Source organism: Micromonospora echinospora (genome assembly GCF_900091495.1).
In the GTDB taxonomy this organism is placed as follows: domain Bacteria; phylum Actinomycetota; class Actinomycetes; order Mycobacteriales; family Micromonosporaceae; genus Micromonospora; species Micromonospora echinospora.
On sequence record NZ_LT607413.1, the window covers coordinates 4653772 to 4679088 of the forward strand.

At 72.1% G+C, this 25317-nt stretch carries 22 protein-coding genes; 12 read left to right on the forward strand and 10 right to left on the reverse strand.

Features of this window, described 5'->3' with window-relative positions; genetic code table 11:
• Positions 1 to 41: 41 nt before the first annotated feature.
• Positions 42 to 1985, reverse strand: coding sequence for an amylo-alpha-1,6-glucosidase (locus GA0070618_RS20930; RefSeq protein WP_088983160.1), 1944 nt, complete (start codon positions 1983 to 1985; stop codon positions 42 to 44).
• A 108-nt stretch (positions 1986 to 2093) separates the two neighbouring features.
• Here GA0070618_RS20930 and GA0070618_RS20935 point away from each other — a divergent pair, with 108 nt between their 5' ends.
• Complete coding sequence (locus GA0070618_RS20935; RefSeq protein WP_231931389.1) at positions 2094 to 4736, forward strand: MGH1-like glycoside hydrolase domain-containing protein; 2643 nt, start codon at positions 2094 to 2096, stop codon at positions 4734 to 4736.
• 164 nt (positions 4737 to 4900) lie between these two features.
• On the opposite strand, the gene GA0070618_RS20940 is transcribed toward GA0070618_RS20935, so the two are convergent.
• Entirely contained in the window at positions 4901 to 5299 is a 399-nt protein-coding gene (locus GA0070618_RS20940; protein WP_088983162.1) for a four-helix bundle copper-binding protein, read from the reverse strand.
• Positions 5300 to 5468: 169 nt separating this feature from the next.
• On the opposite strand from GA0070618_RS20940, the gene GA0070618_RS20945 reads away from it, so the two are divergent.
• Positions 5469 to 6143, forward strand: a complete 675-nt coding sequence (locus GA0070618_RS20945; RefSeq protein ID WP_088983163.1) for an HAD family hydrolase — start codon at positions 5469 to 5471, stop codon at positions 6141 to 6143.
• A gap of 745 nt (positions 6144 to 6888) precedes the next feature.
• Here GA0070618_RS20945 and GA0070618_RS20950 read toward each other — a convergent pair.
• The 5 genes from GA0070618_RS20950 to GA0070618_RS20970 all read right to left on the reverse strand — a co-directional run bounded on the left by GA0070618_RS20950 (position 6889) and on the right by GA0070618_RS20970 (position 9543).
• Positions 6889 to 7278: a cellulose binding domain-containing protein gene (locus GA0070618_RS20950; RefSeq protein ID WP_088983164.1), complete on the reverse strand. Its 390-nt coding sequence runs from the start codon at positions 7276 to 7278 to the stop codon at positions 6889 to 6891.
• Between the two features lie 90 nt (positions 7279 to 7368).
• Positions 7369 to 7644: a hypothetical protein gene (locus GA0070618_RS20955; RefSeq protein ID WP_088983165.1), complete on the reverse strand. Its 276-nt coding sequence runs from the start codon at positions 7642 to 7644 to the stop codon at positions 7369 to 7371.
• Positions 7645 to 7691: 47 nt separating this feature from the next.
• Positions 7692 to 8123, reverse strand: coding sequence for a RusA family crossover junction endodeoxyribonuclease (locus GA0070618_RS20960; RefSeq protein ID WP_088983166.1), 432 nt, complete (start codon positions 8121 to 8123; stop codon positions 7692 to 7694).
• Between the two features lie 95 nt (positions 8124 to 8218).
• The gene (locus GA0070618_RS20965; RefSeq protein WP_088983167.1) at positions 8219 to 8968 is read right to left on the reverse strand and encodes a VOC family protein; all 750 of its coding nucleotides are present in this window, start codon (positions 8966 to 8968) and stop codon (positions 8219 to 8221) included.
• Positions 8965 to 9543, reverse strand: coding sequence for a DsbA family protein (locus GA0070618_RS20970; RefSeq protein WP_088983168.1), 579 nt, complete (start codon positions 9541 to 9543; stop codon positions 8965 to 8967). The genes GA0070618_RS20965 and GA0070618_RS20970 overlap by 4 nt, the downstream gene beginning before the upstream one ends.
• Before the next feature lie 240 nt (positions 9544 to 9783).
• Between GA0070618_RS20970 and GA0070618_RS20975 the strand changes: the two genes are divergently transcribed.
• The 4 genes from GA0070618_RS20975 to GA0070618_RS20990 all read left to right on the forward strand — a co-directional run bounded on the left by GA0070618_RS20975 (position 9784) and on the right by GA0070618_RS20990 (position 14176).
• Complete coding sequence (locus GA0070618_RS20975) at positions 9784 to 11070, forward strand: ABC transporter substrate-binding protein (protein WP_088983169.1); 1287 nt, start codon at positions 9784 to 9786, stop codon at positions 11068 to 11070.
• 70 nt (positions 11071 to 11140) lie between these two features.
• Positions 11141 to 12124 (forward strand): carbohydrate ABC transporter permease, encoded by a 984-nt coding sequence (locus GA0070618_RS20980; RefSeq protein WP_088983170.1) that lies wholly within the window; start codon positions 11141 to 11143, stop codon positions 12122 to 12124.
• A gap of 1 nt (position 12125) precedes the next feature.
• Complete coding sequence (locus GA0070618_RS20985) at positions 12126 to 12959, forward strand: carbohydrate ABC transporter permease (protein ID WP_088983171.1); 834 nt, start codon at positions 12126 to 12128, stop codon at positions 12957 to 12959.
• A gap of 11 nt (positions 12960 to 12970) precedes the next feature.
• On the forward strand, positions 12971 to 14176 hold the full coding sequence (locus GA0070618_RS20990; RefSeq protein ID WP_088983172.1) for an ABC transporter ATP-binding protein: 1206 nt from the start codon (positions 12971 to 12973) through the stop codon (positions 14174 to 14176).
• Between the two features lie 92 nt (positions 14177 to 14268).
• On the opposite strand, the gene GA0070618_RS20995 is transcribed toward GA0070618_RS20990, so the two are convergent.
• Positions 14269 to 15015 carry a YsnF/AvaK domain-containing protein gene (locus tag GA0070618_RS20995; protein WP_088983173.1) on the reverse strand — a complete coding sequence of 249 codons (747 nt, stop codon included), beginning with the start codon at positions 15013 to 15015 and terminating at the stop codon, positions 14269 to 14271.
• A 279-nt stretch (positions 15016 to 15294) separates the two neighbouring features.
• Between GA0070618_RS20995 and GA0070618_RS21000 the strand changes: the two genes are divergently transcribed.
• Positions 15295 to 15690: a DUF4190 domain-containing protein gene (locus tag GA0070618_RS21000; RefSeq protein WP_088983174.1), complete on the forward strand. Its 396-nt coding sequence runs from the start codon at positions 15295 to 15297 to the stop codon at positions 15688 to 15690.
• A gap of 93 nt (positions 15691 to 15783) precedes the next feature.
• A complete protein-coding gene (locus GA0070618_RS21005; RefSeq protein ID WP_231931390.1) occupies positions 15784 to 17103 on the forward strand; it encodes an O-antigen ligase family protein in 1320 nt (439 codons plus the stop codon).
• Between the two features lie 263 nt (positions 17104 to 17366).
• Here GA0070618_RS21005 and GA0070618_RS21010 read toward each other — a convergent pair whose 3' ends face one another.
• On the reverse strand, positions 17367 to 17867 hold the full coding sequence (locus GA0070618_RS21010) for a GNAT family N-acetyltransferase (protein WP_088983175.1): 501 nt from the start codon (positions 17865 to 17867) through the stop codon (positions 17367 to 17369).
• Between the two features lie 89 nt (positions 17868 to 17956).
• Between GA0070618_RS21010 and wrbA the strand changes: the two genes are divergently transcribed.
• Positions 17957 to 18574, forward strand: coding sequence for an NAD(P)H:quinone oxidoreductase (gene wrbA, locus GA0070618_RS21015; protein ID WP_088983176.1), 618 nt, complete (start codon positions 17957 to 17959; stop codon positions 18572 to 18574).
• A gap of 63 nt (positions 18575 to 18637) precedes the next feature.
• On the opposite strand, the gene GA0070618_RS21020 is transcribed toward wrbA, so the two are convergent.
• Positions 18638 to 20533, reverse strand: a complete 1896-nt coding sequence (locus GA0070618_RS21020) for an anthranilate synthase family protein (protein WP_088983177.1) — start codon at positions 20531 to 20533, stop codon at positions 18638 to 18640.
• 264 nt (positions 20534 to 20797) lie between these two features.
• On the opposite strand from GA0070618_RS21020, the gene GA0070618_RS21025 reads away from it, so the two are divergent.
• The 3 genes from GA0070618_RS21025 (at position 20798) to GA0070618_RS21035 (ending at position 25308) form a co-directional block, all read left to right on the forward strand.
• Positions 20798 to 22192, forward strand: a complete 1395-nt coding sequence (locus GA0070618_RS21025) for an FGGY family carbohydrate kinase (RefSeq protein WP_088983178.1) — start codon at positions 20798 to 20800, stop codon at positions 22190 to 22192.
• A 99-nt stretch (positions 22193 to 22291) separates the two neighbouring features.
• On the forward strand, positions 22292 to 24889 hold the full coding sequence (locus tag GA0070618_RS21030; RefSeq protein WP_231931391.1) for a sensor histidine kinase: 2598 nt from the start codon (positions 22292 to 22294) through the stop codon (positions 24887 to 24889).
• Positions 24889 to 25308 (forward strand): roadblock/LC7 domain-containing protein, encoded by a 420-nt coding sequence (locus GA0070618_RS21035; RefSeq protein WP_249030874.1) that lies wholly within the window; start codon positions 24889 to 24891, stop codon positions 25306 to 25308. Before GA0070618_RS21030 ends, GA0070618_RS21035 begins: the two co-directional genes overlap by 1 nt.
• Positions 25309 to 25317: the final 9 nt, after the last annotated feature.

The window sequence follows — 25317 nt, forward strand, 5'->3', positions numbered from 1 at the left end:
AACCGGCGGCGACGTCACCGTTGCGGCTCTGTAAAGCGGGCCTATCGGGTACGACGGCAGCGCAGCAACTCGGCGACCGACCACGCCTGGAACGGGCAGCCGGTCGCGCCGTGCGGCGGCAGGCCGTCAGCCGTTTCACTGACCGAACCTAGGCCATATTCAGTCAAATGTGCCTCAATAGCCACGAACAGTTCATCAACTGAAATTTTGCCTCGACGGCAGGCGTCCACGTACGGTCCGAGCAGCCACGGCCAGACCGTCCCCTGGTGGTAGCCGCCGTCCCGCTCGGCCGGCGTGCCCCGGTGCCGGCCGATGAAGCCGGGGGAGTCGGGGGAGAGGCTGCGCGGCCCCAGCGGGGTGAGCAGCCCGGCCGCGACCCGGCGCAGCGTCGCCTCGTCCGGCTCCAGCGGCGCGTGCGGCAGCGACCAGGCGAGCAGCTGGTTCGGGCGGAGCAGGTCGTCGTCGTGGTGCGGCGCGCCACCCAGCGGGTACGTCGGCGCGGGCCCGTCCACCACGTCGTAGAGCCAGCCCGTCGGGGCGGGGAACCGCTCCCGGAACGCGGTCACCGCCCGCTCGTGCAGCCGTTCCAGCTCGCCGATGTCCTGCCCGGCCAGCTCGGTCAACTCGACGAGCCCGGCCAACCCGTTGATCCACAGCGCGTTCACCTCGACCGGCTTGCCGGTCCGGGGCGTCACCGGCACCCCGTACACCCGGGCGTCCATCCAGGTCAGCGCGACACCCGGGGTGCCGCCCTGGGTGAGCAGCCCGTCGGCCGGGTCGACCGCGATGCCGTACCGGGTGCCGGCCAGATGCGCGTCGACCACCCCGCGCAGCGCCGGCAGCAGCTCGTTACCGAGGTCGATGTCTCCGGTGACGGTGACGTGCCGGTTCACCGCGTGCAGGAACCACAGGGTCGCGTCAACGGTGTTGTACTCGACCCGCCCGGTGTCGGCGGTGTTCGCCAGCATCCCCTCCGACAGGGTCGCCGCGTACGACCGCAGCAGCTCCCGTCCCTCGGTGGCCCGGTTGGTGCAGAGGAACAGCCCCTCGTACGAGATCATCGTGTCCCGCGACCAGGCCCCGAACCACGGGTAGCCGGCCACCACGTCGACCGGCGCCTGGTCGGTGCGCACCACGAACGCGTCGGCGGCCAGGGTCAGCGTCGCCTCCACCGCGTCGGCCGGCCGGGCGGCGGCCACCACCCGCCGGTTGCGTCGCCGGGCGGTCGCCACCACCTCGGTCGCCGGTGGCGGCTGGAGATCGAGCTGGTCGGCCCAGGCCAGCACGGAGACGGTGTCGCCGGGGCCCGCCAACTGCCCGGCGAAGCGCCCGGCGTACCAGAGGTCCTCGTCCGGGTGCAGGCCCCGGGCGGCCTCCTCCCGGTGGTGCACGCCCAGCCACCACTGGCCCTCCGGCGTCCAGTCCGGACCGGCGAGGCGGAACGCGCCCTCGATCACGGCCCCGCCGTCGACCGGCTCCATCCGGGGCGCGGGGCCGTCCGCGCGGCGCTCGCCGTGCGCGTCCCGCCAGGTGCAGACCGCCGCCAGCTCCAGGCGCACCGGGCCACCGGAGACCAGCCGGTGTACCACCGCCACGCAGGGGCGGCCGGGCAGCATGGCCAGCTCCCGCTCGACCACCGTGTCACCGATCCGCCACCGCCACCGGGGCAGGCCGTCGACCAGGGCGAAGTGCTCCAGCAACTCGTACCCGCGTGGGTCGACGTCGCCGGAGGACCACTCGTGGGCCCCGAGGCGCACCTGTGCGCCGCCGGGGAGCAGCACCGACGCGTCCAGGCTGGCCAGCCCGACCCGCCGGGTCGCCGGGGTGTCGCCGGCCACCACCAGCAGCCCGTGGTAGCGGCGCGTACGCAGTCCGCTGACGGTGCCCATGGCGTATCCGCCCCGACCGTCGGGCACCAGCCACTCGCGGGTGGCCCCGCCGGTGAGCTCGCCACAGACCTGCGGACCGAAACCGATCTCGATCAACTTTCCTCCAGCAACGACGTGCAACACGCCACGACGACGGTGGGTACGGTGGTCAAGTGACCGCGCGGCGTCGAAGATGTGCGGGTGATCACTGACGTGACTCCTCCCATGGCACCGCCCCCCGACGCCGAGCGGATCCGCCTGGCCCAGGCCGACTCGGGGGAGCAGGACTGGCGCGCATGGGGCCCCTATCTCTCGGAACGGGCCTGGGGGACGGTGCGGGAGGACTACAGCGAACACGGTACGGCCTGGGACTACTTTCCCCACGATCATGCTCGGTCCCGAGCGTACCGGTGGAGCGAGGACGGCATGGCGGGCGTCTGCGACGACCGGCAGACGTTCTGCTTCGCGCTGGCGCTCTGGAACGGCCGGGACCCGATCCTCAAGGAGCGGATGTTCGGCCTCGGCGGCGACGGCGGCAACCACGGCGAGGACGCCAAGGACTACTGGTGGTACGAGGACTCCACCCCCACCCACTCCTTCATGCGCTGGCGCTACCACTACCCGCAGGCCGCCTTCCCGTACGACGAACTGGTCGCCGTGAACGCGCTGCGCGGCCGGGACGACACCGAGTACGAGCTGGTCGACACCGGCATCTTCGACGACGACCGGTACTGGGCGGTGACCGTCGACTACGCCAAGGAGTCCCCGACCGACCTGTGCATGGTGGTCACCGTGGCCAACCGGGGTGACCGGGCCGCCCGGCTGCACGTGCTGCCCACCCTGTGGTTCCGCAACACCTGGGGGTGGGGGCTGCCCGGCAGCGACCGGGTGCCCACCCTGGCCGGCGAGGAGGGCCGGCTGGTCGGCGAGCACCGGGTGCTCGGTCAGCTCGTGCTGGCCGGGGACGGCACGCCGACGCCGCTGCTCTGCGACAACGAGAGCAACGCCGAGCGGCTCTGGGGGCTGCCCGGCCGGTCCCGCTACCCGAAGGACGGCATCAACGACCACGTGGTCGACGGGGCCGACACGGTCAACCCGGACCGCGTCGGCACCAAGGGCGCGCTGCACTACGTGCTGGACGTGCCGGCCGGTGGGCAGCGGCAGATCCGGCTGCGGCTGACCCGTACCGCGCCGCCGCCCGCCGGCACGCCCGCCCCCGCCCTCGACCTCGGGGCCGGCTTCGAGGCGACGATGCGGACCCGGCGCTTCGAGGCGGACCGGTTCTTCGCCGACGTCATCCCGGCCGCCGCCAGCGAGGACGAGGCCCTGGTGGCCCGGCAGGCCATCGCCGGGCTGATGTGGGGCAAGCAGTTCTACCACTTCGACGTGAAACGGTGGCTCGACGGCGACCCGGGCTCCACCCCGCCGCCGGCCGGGCGGCGGCACGGGCGCAACAGCGCCTGGTGGCACATGAACAGCTTCGACGTCATCTCCATGCCGGACCCGTGGGAGTACCCCTGGTACGCCGCCTGGGACCTGGCGTTCCACTGTGTCAGCATCGCCCGGGTCGACCCCGGCTTCGCCAAGGAGCAACTGCTGCTCCTGCTCCGCGAGTGGTACCTGCACCCCAACGGGCAGATCCCGGCGTACGAGTGGGCGTTCGGCGACGTGAACCCCCCGGTGCACGCCTGGGCGGCGTTGAAGGTCTTCGAGATCGACGGCAGCCAGGACCACGAGTTCCTCGCCCGGGTGCTGCACAAACTGCTGCTCAACTTCACCTGGTGGGTCAACCGCAAGGACACCCTGGGCAGCAACGTCTTCGAGGGCGGTTTCCTCGGGCTGGACAACGTCGGCCCGTTCGACCGGTCGGCCGCGCTGCCGGTGGCCGGGGTGCTGGAGCAGTCCGACGGCACCGGCTGGATGGCCATGTACGCGCTGAACCTGCTCGACATGGCGATCATCCTCGCCGAGCGGGACCGGGCGTACGTCGACGTCGCGACGAAGTTCTTCGAACACTTCGCGTACATCGCCGCCGCCGCGTACGACCAGGGGCTCTGGGACGACGAGGACGCCTTCTTCTACGACGTGCTGCGGCTGGCCGACGGGACGAAGGTGCCGCTGAAGGTGCGCTCGGTGGTGGGGCTGCTGCCGCTGGCGGCGACCACCCGGCTCACCGCGCGGACCCTGCGCCACCTGCCGGAACTGGGCGCCCGGCTGCGCTGGTTCCTGACCAACCGGCCGGAGTACGCCGACGTGGTCGGAGCCCGCCGGATCGGCCCGGACGGCCGGCAGCAGCGGCTGCTGTCGATGGTCGGTCCGGAGCAGGTGGTCCGGCTGCTGGCCCGGATGCTCGACCCCGAGGAGTTCCTCTCCGAGTACGGGCTGCGCACCCTCTCCCGGGCCCACCTGGACGAGCCGTTCTCGGTCACCCTCGGCGGGCAGGAGTTCAGCGTCGGGTACGAGCCAGCCGAGTCGACCAGCGGGCTGTTCGGCGGCAACTCCAACTGGCGTGGGCCGATCTGGATGCCGACGAACTTCCTGCTGGTCAGCGCGCTGCGCGACTACGCCGCCTTCTTCGGTGACGACCTCCAGGTGGAGTACCCGACCGGCTCCGGCGTGAAGCGCACCCTCGCCGAGATCGCCGACGACCTCTCCGCCCGCCTGATCGCCCTGTTCACCCGGGACGGCTGGGGGCGACGGCCGATCTACGGGGCCTGCCAGCTCTTCCAGACCCACCCGGACTGGCGGGACCTGATCGCCTTCCCCGAGTACTTCCACGGGGACAACGGCGCGGGGCTCGGCGCGTGGCACCAGACCGGCTGGACGGCGCTGGTCGCCGACCTGATCCTCACCCTGCGCCGCCGCTGAGGCGGTTGCGGGGTGGCGTGGGTGGTGGTTGCAGGGGTCCCCTCCTCATCAAAATGCGGTAACAGGGGACCCCTGCTATCACCTCACCTCAGCCCACCGCCGGCGCCGGCGCCGGCGTGCCGGCGGGGGCGACCCGGACCCGGACCGACCCGGCCCCGGTCCGGTCAGCTGACCATCGACAGCAGTTCGCGGCAGGCCGACTCGCAGGAGCGGCAGGCCTCGGCGCAGATCGCGCAGTGCTCGTGCATGCCGGCGTGGCTGGCGCACTCGTCGCCGCAGGCGCGGCACGCGGTGATACAGGCCGCCAGCAGGCTCCGGGTGATGTTGGCGTCGTAGCCGGTGTGCCGGGACAGCACCCGGGCGGTGGCCGCGCAGATGTCCGCGCAGTCCAGGTTCGTCCGGATGCACTTGGTCAGCTCGGTGACCGCCTCCTCGCTCAGGCAGGCGTCGGCGCATGCGGTGCAGGCCTGGGCGCAGGCGTTCAGCTCGTCGATCACCCGCGCGAGTCGTACGCGGTCCAGGTTGATCTCCGCCGGGTACGTCCTGAGCATCGGGTTCGTCATCGTTGTCACGGTCTGTCACCCCTCCCCGGGTCGTCCTCGTCCTCCCCGACCCGATACCCGTTGCGCGGGCCGGAAACCGGGATGAGCGCGGCCGGTCCGGCCGAGTACGGTGTCCCGGGCCGCGCGGGAGGGGTGGAACGTGGAGCAGGGGCAGCGTCACCACGGCAGGGTGCTCGTCTTCGACGCCGACGACACGCTCTGGGAGAACAACGTCCTGTTCGAGCGAGTCATCGACGACTTCCTGGCCTGGGTGGACCATCCCACCCTGGACCGGACCGAGATCCGCGCCATCCTCGACGACATCGAGCGGGCCAACACCGTGGTCCACGGGTACGGCAGCAAGGTCTTCCTGCACAGCCTGGGGGAGTGCCTGGAGCGGCTGCGGGAGCGTCCGGCCACCGAGCGGGAGCGTCGGGAGATCGACGACCTCGCGGTGGCGCTGGCCCACCACGAGGTGGAGCTGATGCCGGGCGTCGCGGAGACCCTCGACGAACTGGCCGGGCGGCACGAACTGCTCCTGCTCACCAAGGGCGACCCGGAGGAGCAGCGGCGCAAGCTGGACGCCTCCGGACTGCTGCACCACTTCCGCGCCGCGCACGTGGTCATGGAGAAGGACACCGACACCTACCGCCGCCTGGCGCGCGAACACCCCTTCGACCCGGCGGTGGCGTGGATGATCGGCAACTCCCCGAAGTCGGACATCCTGCCGGCGCGGGCGGCCGGGATGGGGGCGGTGTTCATCCCGAACGACGACACCTGGGTGCTGGAGCACGCCGAGGTGGATCCGGACGACGCCGGGGTGCTGCACCTCACCGCGTTCCCGGACCTGCTCCGGCACTTCTGACCCGGGGTGGTGGCGTTTCTCGGCCGGTGACGTGAGATCGTGGAGCCTCTCACCTCATTTCCTCGGACAAAATCGCGGATACTGTTTCTCGACCCCGAACAGCGTCGGTGCCCCCGCTTTCGTTACATCGACATGCCGGTTGTCGCGGTAGACGTTGCTCACCATTTCGAACGGCCGGATCTTCTTGTCCGTGGAATCGCCTTCTGCCTAATCTTGGGGCCGCGTTGCGGCTCGTCGGGGTGAGCCGGGGACGCGACAGGAGTCCGGTGGTGGAGCACCGTGGAGCTGAGTGCATGCGGGCCGCCTCGCCACATCGGGTCCGACGTCGGGCGTCGTGCCACGCCCGGGGCCCTGAGCGGCGAAACCGCTGCCACGCCGGGCGACTGGAGGTCAGGACCGGGGAGTTGCGGACCCGGTCCTGACCGATCCTCCCACCCTTCTTCTCGGACTGGTCGAGGTGCGGACTCGCTCTGGTGGCCCGGCAGTGGAACCCCACACTGGACAGCTTCGGCGTTCGGGAGCGAGCCGATTGCGTACCCGAGAATGAGCGTTTTTCGGGTTGACGCCAGATGGAGACCGGAATGGCCTCCGGTCCGCCGCTGTCCGGGCTGGTGACCGCCGTCGGAACCGCCGTCGCAATCTCGTTGGTTTCCGCTGCGGAGGACGGCAGGGAACGGGAGCTGCGACGCCCTCTTCGTCGGGGCGCGCCAACCCTGAGGTGGGCCCGCTGATGCGCGGGGCGCGGTCAGTCGGTCGGCGTGCAGGTGACCGCGGGCAGGGCCGGACTGCCCGTCCCCGTGTACCCGAACGTGGCGATGGCGGTGGGCCCGAGCGTGGGGGCGTGGGTGGGTGGGTCGATGGTGTACTGGGTGCCGAACCTGGTGAACGTGGCGTCCCAGCCGGTGACGGTGCCCGACGGCACGGTCAGCTTGGCCTGCCACGCGATCCGGTCGGAGCTGATGTTCTTGATGGTGATGTCCGCCTGGTAGCCGTTGGCCCACGCGACGGTCGAGGTCGTGATGAGGCACCGCAGTGGCGGCTCGTCCGCCGGGGCGGCGGTCGCGGGTGTGGCGCCGGGTGCCACGGCGATCGCCCCGAGTGCGGCAAGGGCGGCGAAGCGCATCCGTAGAGCCATGCGGGCAATATATGTTTGTCTATGTACTGCGGTAACCCTACGTTCGGATGAGCCGGCCGGCGACGGATCACCGCGCAGGTGCCGGAGGGGTCAGCTGGCGTCGCCGCGCACGATCGCCACGGCGACCCGGCAGAACTCGTCCATGTCCGGGGTGAAGCCGGCGGCGATGTCGGGGTGCAGACCGGCGCGGGTCTCGTCCAGCAGCCGCTGGCAGACCTGCTCGACCGGCTCACCGGCGTAGTCGGCGCGGACCCGGTCGGTGGCGGCCCGCAGCGCCGATGTGAGCTGCTCCTCCAGTGGGCCCCGCAGTTTCTGCTGCACGGGGTCGAGCCCTCTCGGGTCGAGGGTGACGTGTGGCTCCGGCATCGGCGCTCCCTTCGTCGGCGTCCGCGGTACCCCACCGCGGGCGTCGGTCAAACCACGGTCGGTGTCTCCGCCACCCGTACCCGGTACGAGTACTCCGCCGCCGGCTCCTCGGTGTACGACAGGCGGCGGATCTGTCGGTCGTCGGTGTAGAGGGCGACGGCCACCAGCACGCCCAGGTGGGCCAGGCCGATGGTGGAGACGCGTTTCCTGGCCGCCAGGACGGCGCAGACCCCGCCGAGCAGCGTGCTGGCGTCGGAGGTGCGGTGTCCGGGTGGGCAACGCAGGGTCAGGTCGATCTCCACCGGTCCGGTCGGCGGTGTCCATCCGGTCCGTTGCGCGGCGGTGCCGGCGGCCCGGAGCAGGGCACGGACCCGGGTGGCCTGCCGGTGGCCGGCGGTGACGGCGGACAGGGCCTCGGTCCGGACCGGAGGCAGGCCGCCCACCTCGAACGTGAGGGCGAGAGCGTGGGTGTCCTGCACGACGGCACCTCCTCTGCTGGGATCCTGCCCAACCGCAGGCGCGCGGGACGGGGGAATCCGCGATCATCCCCCGATCGGGCCGGCCGGCCCGCCCGTCAGCGCTGCGGAGCGAACGCGCAGAACTCGTTGCCCTCCGGATCGGCCAGGATCCACCAGTCGATGTCGTCGTCCGGTTCGCGCAGCAGCGTCGCGCCGGCGTCCAGCAGCGCCGCGCAGTCGTCGTCGGTGAGGTCCACGTCCCAGTGCATCCGGTTCTTGATTGTCTTCGGCTCCGTCACCGGCGCGAAGACCCAGTATTCCCAGGGAAAGCCGGCCGCGCCGACGACCGAGGCGGCGCCGGTGGCGTCGCGCTCGACCCGGCCGCCGGCCACCCCGGCCCACCAGGTGGCCTGCGCGGTGGCGTCCCGGGCGTCGACGACCAGTTCGAACGGACCCGGTACGGTGCCCGGCCGGGGCGCGAAGGCACGGAACTCGTAGCCGTCGGGGTCGGCGAGCACCCACCAGCCCACCTCGTCGTCCGGTTCCCGGACCAGACGGGCCCCGGCGGCCAGCAGGTCGGCCGGGTCGGACCGGTGCAGCCGCAGGCCCAGGTGAACCCGGGTCCTGCGGGCGCGTGGTTCCGGGACCCGGTTCACCCAGATCGACTCGGGGCCGGGTCGGCCGGGCCGGCCGTCGACCCGGGTGTCCCCGTCGCGCAGGTCGACCAGGTCGGCGTGGAGGACCCGGGCCCAGAAGCCGCCGAGGGCGTGCGGGTCGACGGCGTCCAGGCAGAGGTCCTTGAACCGGGCGAGCGGCAGCCCGTCCCCGGAGAGCCGCCCGGGAGCCCGACCGGCGGCGGAGGTCACCGCCGGCCCCGCTTGATCTCGTGGAAGGCGGGCATCCGTACCAGCGGCAGCAGCGAGTCCCACAGTCGCAGGGCCTCCTCGGCGTCGGGCACCTCGGTCACGATCGGTCCGTGCACGCCCCGGTCGGCGTCGGGCAGGGTCAGCACCGGCGAGCCGATGTCCGGGCCCGCCGAGGCGTACGCCAGGGCGTGCGACTCCCGTACCGCCTCGTCCCAGCGGTCGTCGTCGAGAGCCGGCGCGTCCGTCCGGAGGCCGGCCGCGTCGACGGCGTCGGTGACCGCCCGGTCGGAGAGCGGGTTGCCGACGTCGTGGCTACGCGCGCCGAGTTCGGCGTAGAAGCGGGCGGCGTCGTCGCCGCGTCCCTCGGCGCGCAGCGCCTCGACCAGCCGCAGGGCCCGGCCGGAGGCGGCGAGCGCCTCGGCGAACTTCGGGGCGCCCCGACCCTCGTTGAGGATGGCGAGGCTGAACGCCCGCCACTCGATACGCAGGTCGCGGGCCTGACCCACGGTCACCAGCCAGCGGGAGGTCCGCCAGGTGTGTGGGCAGGCCGGGTCGAAGAAGAAGGTGACGTCCATCGGCCGAGCGTAGACGTCACCTGATCTCCCCGCAGGTTCGAGGTTTCGTCCGTGGATGTCCGGTTATCGGGGCACCGGGGCCCTTCATGTTTCGTCGCCGGACGTTACGGGCAGTGAGGGGGCCACGAAACGCCCGCGGGACGACCCCGATCCGCAACCGGTGCCGTCCCGCATCGTCTCGCCGCGCGCCGGGGCGCGGTTCCCACCCCGGTATGTGCAGTAGGAGAGGGGGAGGGGCGAATGAGCGAGCCTGACGGTGCCGGCGTCCGGCGCCGGTCACGGGCCCGCGCGGTGGCGGTGGCCACCGCGTTGACGCTGCTGGCGCCGACCGCCGCGTGCAGTTCCGGTGGGGACGGCGGACCGCCGACGATCAACCTGTACTACCCGCCGGAGCAGAACCTGCAGAAGGTGGTCGACGACTGCAACGCGCAGGCGCAGGGGCGGTACCGGATCGCCTACCAGGTGCTGCCCCGGCAGGCCGACGAGCAGCGGGTACAGATGGTCCGGCGGCTCGCCGCGCAGGACAGCGGCATGGACGTGCTCGGTCTCGACGTGACCTGGACCCAGGAGTTCGCCAGCGCGGACTGGATCCGGGAGTGGACCGGCGAGGACCGGACCGAGGTCGAGCAGGGCACCCTGGAGGGCCCGTTGGCCACGGCCCGCTACGAGGACAAGCTCTTCGCCGCGCCGAAGAACACCAACGTGCAACTGCTGTGGTACCGCGCCGACCTGGTGCCGCAGCCGCCGAAGACCTGGGACGAGATGATCGAGCAGGCCCAGGCGCTGAAGGACCAGGGCAAGCCGTACCAGGTGCTCACCATGGGCGCGCAGTACGAGGGCCTGGTCGTCCTCTACAACACCATGGTCGCCAGCGCGGGCGGCGAGATCGTCAGCTCCGACGGCAAGAAGGCCGTGATGGACGACGGCGCGGTGCGCGCCCTGGAGCAGCTCAAGCGGCTCGCGACCTCCGGGGTGGTCTCCCCGTCGTTCAGCAACGCCACCGAGGACCCGGTCCGGTTGGAGTTCCAGTCCGGCAACGGCGCCTTCCAGGTCAACTGGCCCTTCGTCTACCCGGCGTTGCAGGAGGCCGACCCGGAGCTGGCCAAGCAGGTCAAGTGGGCCCGGTACCCGGGTGTCGACGCGGCCACGCCGAGCCGGGCCACCATCGGCGGGATCAACATGGCGGTCAGCGCCTACTCGAAGTACCCGGAGGAGTCCTTCGACGCGGCGAAGTGCATCCGCAACGAGCAGAACCAGAAGTTCTCCGCCGTCAACGACGGGGTGCCGCCGACCATCGAGGCGGTCTACGACGACCCGGAGATGGCCGAGGCGTACCCGATGAAGGAGACGATCCTGGAGGAGCTCAAGGAGCCGTCGACCCGGCCCCTCACCCCGGCGTACCAGAGCATCTCCACGGTCATGTCGGCGATCCTCTCCCCGCCGTCGGGCATCGACCCCGAGCGGACGGCGGACGAGTTGCGCGGGGCGGTCTCCGACGCCCTGGAGTCGAAGGGGGTCCTGCCGTGAGCGAGCGTATCGAGCGAACCGGTGGCGCAGGTGTGTCTCACGGCGGTGCCGACCGTAGGGAGGTGGCGGCGTGAGCGTCAACACCACGCCGGCCGGCGCGGAGGTGGCCGCCGAGAAGACCGGTCGACACGCGGCCGGTCCCGGCCGGCCCGGGCGTCGGGGCAGGGCGGCGCTGAGCGAGAACAAGAAGGCCGAACGGAAGCTCGGCTGGCTGCTGTGCGCGCCGGCCGCGCTGGTCATGGTCGCGGTGACCGCGTACCCGATCCTCTACTCGGTCTGGCTGTCGTTGCAGCGCTTCGACCTGCGGTTCCCCGACGAGCGGGAGTTCGTGGGGCTGGAGAACTACGCCACCGTGCTGACCAACGAGTTCTGGTGGACGGCGTTCGGGGTGACCATGCTGATCACGGTGGTCACCGTGGCGATCGAACTGGTGCTCGGTATGGGTCTGGCGATCCTGATGCACCGGACGCTGGTCGGCCGGGGCATCGTCCGGACCTCCGCGCTGATCCCGTACGGGATCGTCACGGTGGTGGCCGCGTTCTCCTGGCGGTACGCCTGGACGCCGGGCACCGGCTACCTGGCGAACCTGTTCGGTGAGGGCGCGCCGCTGACCGAGCGGGCCAGCTCGCTGGCGATCATCATGCTCGCCGAGATCTGGAAGACCACGCCGTTCATGGCGCTGCTGCTGATGGCCGGGCTGGCGCTGGTGCCGGAGGACCTGCTCAAGGCGGCCTCCACCGACGGCGCGACCGCCTGGCAGCGGTTCACCAAGGTGATGCTGCCGGTGATGAAGCCGGCGATCCTGGTCGCCCTGCTGTTCCGCACGCTGGACGCGTTCCGGGTCTTCGACAACATCTACGTGCTCACCGCGGGCGGCAACGAGACCTCGTCGGTGTCGATGCTGACCTACAACAACCTGATGCGGGGGCTGAACCTCGGCATCGGGTCGACGATGTCGGTGCTGATCTTCCTCACCGTGGCGGTCATCGCCTTCGTCTTCGTGAAGCTGTTCGGTACCGCTGCCCCCGGCAGCGACGAGGGGGAGAGGCGCTGAGATGGCCGACACCACCACCCGTGCGAAGCTGCGCTGGGGCCTGCTGGACGTCATCGTCGTCGTCTTCGCGTTGATCCCGGTGCTGTGGATCGTGTCGCTGTCGTTGAAGACCCCGGCGACGCTCACCGACGGGAAGTTCATCCCCCGGGAATGGACCCTGGAGAACTACCGGACGATCTTCCAGACCGACCAGTTCGTCCGGGCCCTGGTCAACTCGATCGGGATCGCCCTGATCGCCACGTTCATCGCGGTGGTTCTCGGCGCGATGGCCGCGTACGCGATCTCCCGGCTGGACTTCCCGGGCAAGCGGCTGCTGGTCGGGGTGTCCCTGCTGATCGCGATGTTCCCGCAGGTGTCCCTGGTGTCGCCGCTGTTCGAGATCGAACGGCAGCTCGGCATCTTCGACACCTGGCCGGGGCTGATCCTGCCGTACATCACGTTCGCGTTGCCGCTGGCGATCTACACGCTGTCGGCGTTCTTCAAGCAGATCCCGTGGGACCTGGAGAAGGCGGCGAAGATGGACGGCGCCACGCAGGGGCAGGCGTTCCGGCGGGTCATCGCCCCGCTGGCCGCGCCGGGGCTGTTCACCACGGCGATCCTGGTCTTCATCTTCTGCTGGAACGACTTCCTCTTCGCCATCTCGCTGACCTCCACCGAGCGGTCCCGGACGGTGCCGGTCGCGCTCTCCTTCTTCACCGGCGAGTCGCAGTTCGAGGACCCCACCGGGGCGATCTGCGCCGCCGCCGTGATGATCACCATTCCGATCATCCTCTTCGTCCTCTTCTTCCAGCGCCGCATCGTCTCCGGCCTGACCAACGGCGCCGTCAAGGGATAGGTGAACAACTCGTGGCTGAGATCGTGCTCGACAAGGTCAGCAAGAAGTTCCCGGACGGCACCGTGGCCGTCTCCGACGTCGACCTGGAGATCGCCGACGGTGAGTTCGTGATCCTGGTCGGTCCCTCCGGCTGTGGGAAGTCCACCACGCTCAACATGATCGCCGGGCTGGAGGACATCAGCTCCGGTGAGCTGCGCATCGCCGGCCAGCGGGTGAACGACAAGGCCCCCCGGGACCGGGACATCGCGATGGTGTTCCAGTCGTACGCGCTGTACCCGAACATGACCGTCCGGGAGAACATGGCCTTCCCGCTGCGGCTGGCGAAGCTGGACAAGCGGACCATCGACCAGAAGGTCGAGGAGGCGGCGAAGGTCCTGGAGCTGACCGCGCTGCTGGACCGCAAGCCGGCCAACCTCTCCGGCGGCCAGCGGCAGCGGGTGGCGATGGGCCGGGCCATCGTCCGGCAGCCGAAGGCGTTCCTGATGGACGAGCCGCTGTCCAACCTGGACGCCAAGCTGCGGGTGCAGATGCGCACCGTGGTCTCCCGGTTGCAGAAGCAGCTCGCCACCACCACCGTCTACGTTACCCACGACCAGACCGAGGCGATGACCCTCGGGGACCGCGTGGTGATCATGCGCGGCGGGGCGATCCAGCAGGTGGGGCCGCCGCAGGAGCTCTACGACCACCCCCGCAACCTCTTCGTCGCCGGGTTCATCGGCTCGCCGTCGATGAACTTCCTGCACGCGGCGGTGGAGGAGGGCAGGCTGCGGACCGCGCTGGGTGACGTGCCGCTCGGCGACCGGATGCGGCGGGAACTGGAGGGCGCCGACGCTCCCCGGGAACTGATCCTCGGCATCCGGCCGGAGCACTTCGAGGACGCCGAACTCGTCGACGACGACACCCGTCAGCGGGGCATGGAGTTCGAGGCGCCGGTCGACATCGTCGAGTCGATGGGCTCGGACAAGTACGTCTACTTCACTGTCGAGGGGGAACGGGCCAGCGCGGCCGAGCTGGAGGAGCTGGCCGCCGACACCGGCGCGGACTTCGCGGGCGCCGGCTCCAGCCTGGTGACCCGGCTGTCGGCCGAGTCGACGGTGACCGAGGGCGAGGACCGGCGGGTCTGGTTCAACCTGGAGAAGATCCACCTCTTCGACCCGACGAACGGGCGCAACCTCACCCTGCACGAGGGCCGCTCGGCCGGCGCGCTCGGCGGCTGAGGTGCCTGCAGGGGCCCCCTGCTCGGCAAAAAGCGGTAACAGGGGGCCCCTCCTCACACCTCTCCCGGCGCTCGGGAGCGGTGCTCAGGCGCTCAGGCGCGTCGGCGGGCCGGTTCCGGGACGTCGGCGTCGATTCGCTCCCGGCGTACCTGCTCGTCGATCGGCTGGTCCTCGACGACCTCGTCCCGGGCCAGCCGGACCCGCTCGACCGGGACCTGGTCCTTGCGTGTCACCGGGTGCTCACGCCGCAGCGTCAGCTCCCGCTCCGCCTCGCCGATGTCCGGGCGCACGTCCCGGTCGGTCGAGGTGACCGGCATACGTTCCACCCGCACCTCGTCGTGCTCGACCGGGACGGTGGTGTGCACGTCCTCGGTGACGACGTACTTGTGCAGTCGGGCGCTGCCCGCCGGCTCGCTCTCCGTGCCGACCCGCAGCCGCTCCTCGGAGCGGACGAGCTCCTGCTGGTCCTGCCGCTGGCGGCGCCCCTGCGGCCGGGGCGGAGGCTTCGGCTTGGGAGTCGGCTGGCCCATGCTGTAGTGCGCGTAGAGCTGGGCGATCTGGTCCGCGCCCAACGGCTGGTCCGTGCCGGTGTCGACCGTCGGCGCGCTCTTGACGGTCGCCTTGTCGTACGGCACGGAGAGGCGGCCCTCCTCCATCCGGGCCGTGGTGAGCGGGGCCATCGACTCGTGATGCCCCATGACACCCGTCTTCACGCTGACCCAGGTGGGCTCCCCGGCGGCGTCGGCCCACACCTGGCCCACGCTGCCGATCCGGGCGCCCGACCGGTCCTGGACGTCCTGGCCGTACAGCGAGCGGATCTGCTGTTCGGTGAGATTCATGGTCGTCCTCCTTCTCGGGTTCACGGCCCGCGTACCCGACGGGGTTCGGCCCACACCCACCGCCGCCGGCCCGGTTCGCGGAAGCCGCGCCGCCCCGCTGTCGGGCCTCACCACCGGCGGGCCGCACCGCCGACGCCCCGCCGTCCCGCCGCCGCGTCATTTCCGCTGTCGCGTCGGCGGTGCGGGGTGCCGCGAGAGTCCCGGTTGAGGCATGAGTGCGGCCTGAGCGGGGACTCGCCGCGCTGACGTGTTCGTGACGTGTGCGACGAGAGGACTGACATGACGACCTCCAAGCGTCCCGTCCGGGCCGGCACCGCGCCGCCCGACCAACCGGTACGTGGCGGCCCGACGGAGGCCAAGACCAGCGCCGCAGCGACGTTCGCCCTGGTCTTCGGCGTCGCCGCCCTGATCAGTGTGTTGACCGCGATCCTCGCCTCGGTCGGCCTGGTGCTCGGCATCATCGGCATCGTGCTCGGCGTGGTCGGGTTGCGGATGGCCACCCGACCCGGGGTGACCGGGCGCGGTGTCGCCATCGGCGGCCTGGTGCTGAGCATCCTGGCGGTAGTGCTCGGACTGGCGTTGGCCGCCGGGGTCAGCACCTTCATCAACAACGAGGGGGCGGTCGACCGGCTGGAACGGCAGGTGTCGGACCTGCGGGACAAGCTGCCCCGCTGAGCCGGGGCGGCGCCAGACCACCGGGCGGACCGCACTGCTGTCGGGCGGGCGGCACTGTCGTGGCGGCGTCCGGGACGGGATAGGTTGCCTCCTGTGACCGCTCCCCGCCCGACGCCGCCACTCGGGGCTCGGCCCCCGGTCGGCCCCGCCGCCGACCCGTCCAGCCGCCCCGGCCTGCCGGTCTGGCCGCTGTACCTGATGTTCGGGTTGGCGCTGGTCTGGTGGCTGCTCGGGGGGCTCTACCTGCTCTGGGCGCCGCTGGCGGTGGTGCTGGCGGCGGTCCTGCTGGTCCACGGCCGGGTGCGTCTGCCCACCGGGTCCGCGCTCTGGATCCTGCTGGTGGCGCTCATGGCGCTCAGTTTCCTCCGGCTCGGCGGCAACGGTCTGGTCGGGTACGTCCTGCGGTTCGGGTTCGTCGTGGCGGCGTTCATCGTCTACCTCTACGTGTACAACGCCGCGCGCAGCGGGGTGTCGTGGCAGGCGTTGTTCCACCCGTTCTGCCTGTTCTGGCTGACGGTGGTGGCCCTGGGGTGGCTCGCGGTGATCGCCCCGAAGCTCTCCCTGACCACCCCGGTCGAGATGCTGCTGCCCCGGAGCATCTCCGGGGAGCGGATGGTCCAGGCTCTGACCCACATCAAGGCGACCGAGCACAATCCGCTGAGTCGTAACCCGTACTACCGGACGGCCGCGCCGTACCCGTACACCAACAACTGGGGCACCGGGTTCGCGGTGATGGTGCCCTGCGTGCTGGCGTACATCACGTCGTTCCGGCGTGGTCTGATGCGGACGGCGCTGATCGTGTCGCTGCCGTTGGCGCTGGTGCCGGCCTTCCTCACCCTGAACCGGGGCATGTTCGTGGGGGTCGGCATCGGCCTGTGCTACGTCGGTGTGCGCGCGTTGCTCCGGGGCGACGTGCGCATCATCGCCTCGATCGGAGCGGTGGCGGTCCTGGCCGCCCTGGTGACGTTCTTCGTGCCGGTCGGCGACCTGATCAGCAACCGGGTGGAGAACACCGACTCGACCACCGACCGGTTGGACATCTACCGCCGGACGCTCGCCGCCGTCGCGGAGTCACCGCTGCTGGGTTACGGCGCCCCGCAGTTCGTGGACACCATCAAGGTGGCGGAACCGCTGGGGACGCAGGGCCAGATCTGGCTGATCATGTACAGCCACGGCGTCCCGGCGTTCCTCGCGCTGGTGCTGTTCTTTCTCGTCGTGGCCCGGCGGCTGGCCACCGCCGTGACGCCCGGGGGTGTCTGGCTCAGCGCCGTGCCCGTGGTGGCGCTGGGGGTGACCCCGTTCTACGGCTACACCGACATCAACCTGTCGGTGATGTTCTTCGCCATCGGCCTGGCGATGGCGGCCGTCGACGGCCCGGTCAACCGCCCCACGCTCTGGCCGACCCGCACCTGACCGTGGACGTACCGGACGCGTCCCGCACGGGTGGCGTGCCCCCTGATCGCGCTACGCCAGCACAGGGCTGACGGAGCGCGATCCCCCGTTCAGGTTCGCCGGCCCCGGCCGGTGACGGACGTCGACCGGCGCCGATGGAAAAAGCATCACGCCGGACGGGTCGGCCGGCCGTCGCGCGGGGCGGAACTTGCGGAAAACTTGAGCACAAATCAATCGATGGCGGTCAAGGTGGCGGCTGGGGTCGTCAAGATGGCGGCGGGGTCCTAGAGCCGCTGGTACATCACCAGAAGGTCGACGTAGCGGTCGTCGGGAAGCCGGAAGCCCTCCGGTATCCGGCCGACCACCTCGAAACCGAGCGACCGCCACAGCCCGACGGCCCGGGTGTTGGTCGACACCACCGCGTTGAACTGCATGCCCCGGTAGCCCTCGGCGCGGGCCAGGTCGAGCACGTGCGTGCCGAGGGCCCGGCCGACGCCCCGACCGGCGGCGAACGGCGCGACCATGAAACTGGCGTTGGCCACGTGCGCCCCCGGCCCGCCCTGGTTCGGCAGGAGCTTGGCCGAGCCGAGCACCGTGCCGTCCGGGTCGACCGCGACGACCGTCCGGGCGGGTGGTGGCGGCATCCAGAGCGGGCGGGCCTGCTCCTCGGTCACGTCGCGGGGCCAGGTGTACGTCTCCCCGGCCGCGACGATCTCCCGCAGGAAGGGCCAGATCCGCGGCCAGTCGCCGATGGTGGCGTCCCTGATCAGCACGGCGTCGAGCATGCCAGCCCGACCCGGTGACCCGCGCGGTGTTTTACGCCGCAACCAGCGGGTAGTCGCCGGAGCTGATCAGCAGAAGGAGGAGACCCCCGATGGACGGTCAGGTCAAGGTCGCGGTGATCTACTACAGCGCGACGGGCATCACCTACCAGATGGCGCAGGCGGCGTGCGAGGCCGCCGGTGAGGCCGGTGCCGAGGTGCGGCTGCGCAAGGTGCGCGAGCTGGCGCCCGAGGAGGCGATCCGGTCGAACTCCGGCTGGCACGCCCACCACCTGGAAACCCAGGACGTGCCCGAGGCGCAGCTCGACGACCTCTCCTGGGCCGACGTGGTGATCTTCGGCTCGCCCACTCGGTACGGCATGGTCGCCGCGCAGCTCAAGCAGTTCATCGACACCAGCGGGCCGCTCTGGGCGCAGGGCGCGCTGGCCGACAAGGTCTACACCGGTTTCTGCACCACGGCGACCGCGCACGGCGGCCAGGAGGCGACGCTGCTGTCGCTGTACACCACCTTCTACCACTGGGGTGGGATCGTGGTGACCCCCGGCTACACCGACCCCAGCCAGTTCGTCTCCGGGAACCCCTACGGCGCCTCCCACACCAGCAACAACGGCGAGGTCGCCCCGGACCACGTCGCGCTGGCGGCCACGGCGCTCACCGCGAAGCGCGCGGTGCAGATCGCCACCCGGCTACGGCAGGGCACGGCGGGCTGAGCGGTGACCGGTGGCCCGGACGGGGGCTCTCGGCCCGTCCGGCACCACCGGTCGCGTCCTGCCCTACCCCCGGCGCGGCGACATATGCGCCGGCGCCGGCAGCAGATGACCGAGCAGGTCGGCCAGCACCGTCATGCCGTCGGCGCTGAGCACCGACTCCGGGTGGAACTGCACCCCGGCCAGACACCGGCCGCGTACCGCGTGGACGGCCCCGTCCGCCCTGTCCCGGGCCACCTCCACCGGCCCGTACGCGGTGTCCAGCCGGTCGGTGTCGGCCAGCGCGGTGAACGTCGAGTAGAAGCCCACCCGCGCGACGGCGCCGAACAAGCCCACCTCCCGTTGGAGGCCCTGGTAGGGGGCCGCGCGCCGGTGCAGCCGGAACCCCAGCAGGCCACACAGGAGCTGGTGGCCCAGGCAGACCGCCAGGGTCGGCCGGCCGGCGTCCAGCAGGGTGCGCAGCGTGGTCCGCATCGCCACCATCTTGTCGCTGTCGACCCGCGGGTCACCGGGGCCGGGCCCGACCACCACCAGGTCGTGGCCGTCGACCGGGCCGGGCCGGTGCCACGGACGCAGCTCGACGCCGAGCCCGAGGGCGGTGAGCTGGTGGGCGAGCATGCCGGTGAAGGTGTCCTCCCCGTCGACGATCAACGCCCGCAGGCGGGGCGGGACGGGGGCCGGGGCGCGCTGGTCGAGCCAGAAGCGGGCCAGCCGGTCGTTGCGGGCGGCCAGCGCGGCGCGGACGTCGGTGTCGTCGGCGAGGCGGGTCACCGGCTCCGGGCCCGGGGCGGGGGTGTCCGGGCGCAGACCGAGCGCGGCGAGCACCCCGGCGGCCTTCGCGTGCGTCTCGGCCACCTCACCGGCGGCCGTGGAGTGGCGCACCAGCGTCGCCCCGACCGGCACCCGCAGCTCGCCGTCCGGGGTGAACTCGGCGGTCCGGATGAGGATCGGCGCGTCCAGCGTCTGCCGCCCCCCGGCGTCCCGGCCGAGCAGCGCCAGCACCCCGGCGTAGTAGCGGCGGCCGGTGCGTTCGTGCCGGGCGATGACCCGGGCGGCGTTCTCGATCGGGCTGCCGGTGACGGTCGGGGCGAACATCGTCTCCCGCAGCACCTCGCGGACGTCCCGGGTGCCCCGGCCGGCGAGCAGGTACTCGGTGTGCGCGAGGTGGGTCATCTCCTTCAGGTACGGCCCGACGACCTGGCCGCCCTGCTCGGCGACGGTGGCCATCATCTTCAGTTCCTCGTCGAGCACCATGTACAGCTCCTCGACCTCCTTGTCGTCGGTGAGGAACCGCAGCAGCGCGTCCCGGTCGGCGATCCCGCCGGTGTACCGGAAGGTGCCGCTGATCGGGTTCATCATCACCAGCCCGTCGTCGACGCTGACGTGCCGTTCCGGGGTGGCGCCGACCAGGATCCGGGTGCCGGTGTGCACCAGGAAGGTCCAGTAGGCGCCCCGTTCGGCCACCAGCAGCCGGCGCAGCGCGGCCAGCGCGGCGGTCAGGGGCGGTCCCTGCACCCGGGCCCGCAGGGTGCGGTGGACGACGAAGTTCGCCCCCTCGCCGCGTCCGATCTCCTCGCGCAGCACCCGCTCGACGATCGCGGCGTACTCCTCGTCGTCGAGGTCGAACGCGGCTCCGGTGGTGACCACCGGGACGTCCGGCAGGGCGCGCAGCGCCTCGGTCAGGGTGCTGCGTCCCTCTCCGGTGATCTCCAGGCACTCCAGCGGGGCGCCGTCGTCGACGCAGGCGAAGCTCCGCTCGGTGATCTGCCGGTACGGCACCAGGGCGAGCGTGCGGGGGCCGGGGCCGCCGTCGGGCAGCGGGATGTCGGCGAGCCGCCCGACCGGGCGTACCGTGCCGGTGAACAGCTCCAGGTGGTCGCCGTCCGCGCGGCGCAGCAACGCGAACGGGCCGGGGTCGCCGCCGGCGGCCACGACGGCGGTCAGCGCGGTGAGGTCGGTCATCGGTGGTGTCTCCTCGGGCCGGGGCCGCCGTGGGCGTCCAGGGCCGGTGGGGAGCACCGGTGGCCGCCTCGGGGGCGGCCAGGTGGGGAAGTTATCCGCGCTGGGGGACCGCCGGGTCGGCGGGCCACCAGGAGGTCAGGTGCGCGGTCACGTCCGTCAGCCTACGCGGTGGGCCGGGCGGTGGGGAAGGCGCCGGCAACCGGCCGGGACGGGGGTGTCCGGTCCGGGCTTCGGCGGGTGACGGGTTGGGTACGGTGACCGGCGATGAACATTCTCGCTCTGGACCTGGGCACCTCGTCGGTGCGTGGGCTCGTGCTCGACGAGCGGACCGCCCCGCTGCCCGGCGCGCTGGCCCGACGCAAGATGCGGCTGGCGGTCGGCGACGACGGCGAGGGCACGCTGGACGCCCCCGGCTACCTGGCCTGCCTGATCGAGTGCCTGGACGAGTTGCAGGCCGCCGGGCACCTGCGCGACGTCGGCCTGGTCGCGATCTCCGCGCAGTGGCACTCGGTGCTGCCGCTGGACGCCGCCGGTGAGCCGCTCGGGCCGGTGCTCACCTGGCTGGACACCCGCCCGGAGCCGCCCGGTGACCGGTCGGGGCCGGCCGACGCCGACGCCTTCCACCAGCGCACCGGCACCTGGTGGCACCGCTGCTACTGGACGGCCCGCCTGCCCTGGCTGCGGGCCCGGACGCCGGCGGCCCGGTTCGTCGGGCTGGCCGAGTACGTCCTCGGCGCGCTGCTCGGGGAGGTGCCGATGTCCGTGTCGCAGGCGTCCGGCACGGGCCTGCTCGACCTGTGTCGTCTCGTCTGGGACGCCGAGGCGTGCGAGCTGGCCGGCGTCCGGTCCGGGGAGCTGCCTGCGCTCGCCCCGGCCGGTTGGCGGGGGCGGCTGTTGCCGGAGTTCGCCCGGCGTTGGCCGGGGCTGGACGGGGCGGCGTGGAGCGCGCCGATCGGCGACGGCGCGGCGTCCAACGTCGGGTCCGGCTGTGTCGACCCACGACGGGCCGCGGTCACGGTCGGGACGTCCGCGGCGGTGCGGCTGGTCCAGCGGGTCCCGGCGGGCGCGCCGCTGCCGCCCCTGCCGGAACGGCTGTGGCGGTACCGGGTCGACCACGACCATGTGGTGACTGGGGCCGCGTACTCCTCCGGTGGCAACCTGTTCGCCTGGGCGAACCGGGAGCTGCGCCTGCCGGAGGGCGCGGAGCTGGCCGCCGCGCTGGACCGGCTGCCGCCGGGCGGCGGCGTGCCGGCCGACCCCCGGTTCGGCGGTGACCGGCCGCCCGGCCTCGCCCCGGCCGGCACCGGGACGCTGCGCGGGCTGACCTTCTCCACCACGGCGGTGGAGATCCTGGCCGGACTGATGACCGGGGTCTGCGCCCAGGTCGCCCGGGACCTCGCCGAGATCGAGTCCACTGTGCCCGATCCGGTGGAGGTGGTGCTCGGTGGGGGAGCGGTGACCGCGTCGGCCTGGTGGCGGCGGGCCTTCGCCGCCGCGCTCGCCCCCCGTCCGGTGGGGCACCAACCGAACCCGGAGATCGGTGCGACGGGCGCTGCCCTGGTCGCCCTCGGCCGGTTGGCGGATCCGGCCGACCCGACGGTCATCGGCCGGACGGATGATCGGCGGTCACCGGGGCCGGCAGGAGGATTACGTCCCTGAGTCTGTCGTACGGCTGGACCGTTGACAGTATGTTCTGGCCTGGTTGGATGAATTCCGCTCCCCGGCTCGCGGCGGACGCGAGGCACCTAGGAGGCGTGTGTGGGGACGGGTCCGCACCCGGTGGAGAGCACGGTGTCGAACCACCGCCGCCGCCGACTCGACGTCCGGGTGGTGCCGCACCGGCGTCGATCCCCGTTCCGCCTGCGGGACTGGCGGATGCGGACCAAGCTCGCCGCCGTGCTGCTCATCCCCTCGGTGGCGTTCCTCGTGCTGGCCGGGGTGCAGACCCGGGGCCTGGTCGGCCAGGCCGGGGTGCTCAACGGCTTCGCCGAGCAGGTGACCATCGGTCGGGAGATCACCGACATGACGCACCAGCTCCAGCAGGAACGGGACCGTACCGCCGGTGAGCTGGCGGGGATGCGGGTGACCGGGGCGGAGTCGGTGCGCAGCGACCCGGTGGCGACGCTGAAGCCGTTGCAGGCCGCGACGGACGCGTCGATGCAGCGGCTCCGGCGGGCCGCCGAACCGCTGGCGGACTCCGACGCGGCGTGGCGGGTGACGTACTCGGAGGTTCTGGAGGCCTACGAACAGGTCGTCTACATCCGTTCGGCGATCGCCCCGGGCGTGCTCAGCAGCGAGACGATCCTGGGCAACTACCACCGGCTCATCGACGAGCTGCTCAACCTGCTGGCCGAGCCGTCACCGGGGCCGGACGCGCCCGCGCTCAGCGACGCGGTGCTGCGCTACGTGCAGCTGGCCCGGGTCAAGGAGCTCTCCTCCCGGATCCGGGCGCAGCTCTACGTCGCCGGTCGCGCCGGCCGCTACGGCGCGGAGGACCAGGTCTTCCTGACCGACCTGCGGGCCCAGCAGCTCACCGCGCTGGGCGCTTTCCGGGTGGCGGCGACCGCCGACCAGATCCGCCGGTACGACGAGACCTCGCTGGACCCGGCGTTCGTGTCGGCGACGCGGCTGGAGGAGCAGAGCCTGCCGGTGGGCGGCGCCGACCCGGCCGTCCTGCCGGCGACCCAGTGGTGGGCGGCCAGCGAACAGCGCCACGAGCTGTTGCGGCAGGTCGAGGCGGGGGTGCTGGAGGACGCGGCGACCCAGGCCGACGAGGCGCGCGGCGCGCAGCTGCGGCACACCCTGCTGGTGCTCGGTGGGATCGCTGCGGTGCTGCTGGTGGCGTTGCTGATCTCGATGCTGATCGGCCGGTCGATCGCCCGGTCCATGCGGCTGCTGCGGGGGCAGGCGCTGCGGATCGCCCAGCTCGAACTTCCCGAGGCGCTGGAACGGCTGCGGGCGGTCAGCGGTGGGGTCCCCGAGATCGAGGTGGCCCCGGCGGTGGTCCGCTCGCTGGACGAGATCGGCGAGCTGGCCGAGGCGTTCGTCGCGGTGCACCGGAGCGCGGTCAGCGTCGCGATGGAGCAGGCGACGATGCGTCGCAACGTCAACGCCATGTTCGTCAACCTGGCCCGACGCAGCCAGGTCCTGGTCGAGCGGCAGTTGGAGCTGCTGGACGAGCTGGAACGGGAGGAGAGCGACCCGGACCAGTTGGACAACCTGTTCAAGCTGGACCATCTGGCCGCGCGGATGCGCCGTAACGACGAGAGCCTGCTGGTGCTCTCCGGTTCGGAGACGCGTCGCCGGTGGAACTGGCCGGTCGGGCTGGGATCGGTGCTGCTCGCCGCCGGTGCCGAGATCGAGCAGTACCAGCGGGTGCGGCACGAGTCCGTGGCCGACCTGTACGTCGTCGGGCACGTGGTGGGGGAGCTGGTGCACCTGCTGGCCGAGCTGCTGGAGAACGCCACCGCGTTCTCCCGGCCGGACACCGTGGTGCAGGTGACCGTCCGCGCGGTGGCCGGCGGCGCGGTCGTCGAGATCGCCGACGAGGGGCTGGGCATGAGCCCGTCGGCGCTGGCGGAGACGAACCGGCTGCTGGCCAGTCCGCCGCCGGCCGACGTGGCGGCCTCCGAGCGGATGGGGCTGTTCGTGGTCGGGCACCTGGCGGCCCGGCACGACATCGATGTTCGGCTCTGCGAACGTCTGCCGGAGGGACTGGTCGCCCGGGTGATGCTCCCGGCGGTGTTGTTGGCGTCGGCTCCGGAGCGGGACGTGCACGCCACGGCGTCTCGACGGATGCTGACCGCCGCGGTGGCCGGCGCGGTGGGCGCGGCCCCGGTGGCCCGACGGGCCGGTGCGAGCACGGGTACGGCCGGGCCGGGCCGGGGCGACGCTGGCCGGGTCGGGTTGCCGGTCGCCGGCCGGCGACCGGACCAGCCGGCCGGACCGCGACCGGTGCCGACGCGGGCCGAGGACGTCCTCGCCCCGCAGAACGGCTCGGCGGCGTCGCAGCCGAGCACCTGGTGGTCGCGGAAGGGGCCGCCGGCCACCACCTCGGAGGTGGGGACACCCGCGCCTCCGGCGACTCCGGTGACCGGCGGGGTCAACGCGCGCGGTCTACCGGTGCGGGTGCCGATGGCGCAACTCGCCGCGGTGACCCGACCGGCGCAGCCGGCCGCGCCGCCGCCGCGCCACGACCCGGACCCGGAGGCGGTCGGCGGCATGCTGTCCCGGCTCTACAGCGGGGTGCGCCGGGCCGAGGCCGAGGACGACACCAGGGAGATCACCATGCCGGACGACACACGGGAGATCCCGGTGCGCCCGGCCGGCGTACGCAGCGAAGGGGAGCAACATTGATGACGCTGAGTCAAGAGGCACGTGATCTGAACTGGCTGGTCAGCGCGTTCACGGAGCGGGTGCCGGGTGTCGCGCACGCGATCGTGGTCTCGTCCGACGGGTTGCTGGTGGCGATCTCCGATCACCTGCCCCGGGACCACGCCGACAAGCTGGCCGCGGTGACCTCCGGGCTGATGAGCATCGCGGCCGGGGCGGCCCAGATGTTCGACGGCGACATCGTCAAGCAGACGGTGGTGGAGATGGGGCGGGGCTACTTCCTCGTCATGCAGATCCGCGACGGCTCGATCCTGGCCACCCTGGCGGCGGGGGACGCGGACATCGGCGTGGTGGGGTACGAGATGGCCCGGCTGGCCAAGCAGACGGGGGAGATGCTGACACCGGCGCTGCGGGCGGAGTTGCAGCAGGCGCTGCCGCGCTGACCGGGGCGG

Coding starts and splice junctions, on each gene's coding strand:
- GA0070618_RS20950 (WP_088983164.1), bottom strand. CDS start 7,278: ATGGCTCTACGGATGCGCTTCGCCGCCCTTGCCGCACTCGGGGCGATC.
- GA0070618_RS21020 (WP_088983177.1), bottom strand. CDS start 20,533: ATGACCGACCTCACCGCGCTGACCGCCGTCGTGGCCGCCGGCGGCGAC.
- GA0070618_RS21025 (WP_088983178.1), top strand. CDS start 20,798: ATGAACATTCTCGCTCTGGACCTGGGCACCTCGTCGGTGCGTGGGCTC.
- GA0070618_RS20970 (WP_088983168.1), bottom strand. CDS start 9,543: ATGGACGTCACCTTCTTCTTCGACCCGGCCTGCCCACACACCTGGCGG.
- GA0070618_RS20995 (WP_088983173.1), bottom strand. CDS start 15,015: ATGAATCTCACCGAACAGCAGATCCGCTCGCTGTACGGCCAGGACGTC.
- GA0070618_RS20935 (WP_231931389.1), top strand. CDS start 2,094: ATGGCACCGCCCCCCGACGCCGAGCGGATCCGCCTGGCCCAGGCCGAC.
- GA0070618_RS21035 (WP_249030874.1), top strand. CDS start 24,889: ATGACGCTGAGTCAAGAGGCACGTGATCTGAACTGGCTGGTCAGCGCG.
- GA0070618_RS20975 (WP_088983169.1), top strand. CDS start 9,784: ATGAGCGAGCCTGACGGTGCCGGCGTCCGGCGCCGGTCACGGGCCCGC.
- GA0070618_RS20940 (WP_088983162.1), bottom strand. CDS start 5,299: ATGACGAACCCGATGCTCAGGACGTACCCGGCGGAGATCAACCTGGAC.
- wrbA (WP_088983176.1), top strand. CDS start 17,957: ATGGACGGTCAGGTCAAGGTCGCGGTGATCTACTACAGCGCGACGGGC.
- GA0070618_RS20985 (WP_088983171.1), top strand. CDS start 12,126: ATGGCCGACACCACCACCCGTGCGAAGCTGCGCTGGGGCCTGCTGGAC.
- GA0070618_RS20955 (WP_088983165.1), bottom strand. CDS start 7,644: ATGCCGGAGCCACACGTCACCCTCGACCCGAGAGGGCTCGACCCCGTG.
- GA0070618_RS21000 (WP_088983174.1), top strand. CDS start 15,295: ATGACGACCTCCAAGCGTCCCGTCCGGGCCGGCACCGCGCCGCCCGAC.
- GA0070618_RS21010 (WP_088983175.1), bottom strand. CDS start 17,867: ATGCTCGACGCCGTGCTGATCAGGGACGCCACCATCGGCGACTGGCCG.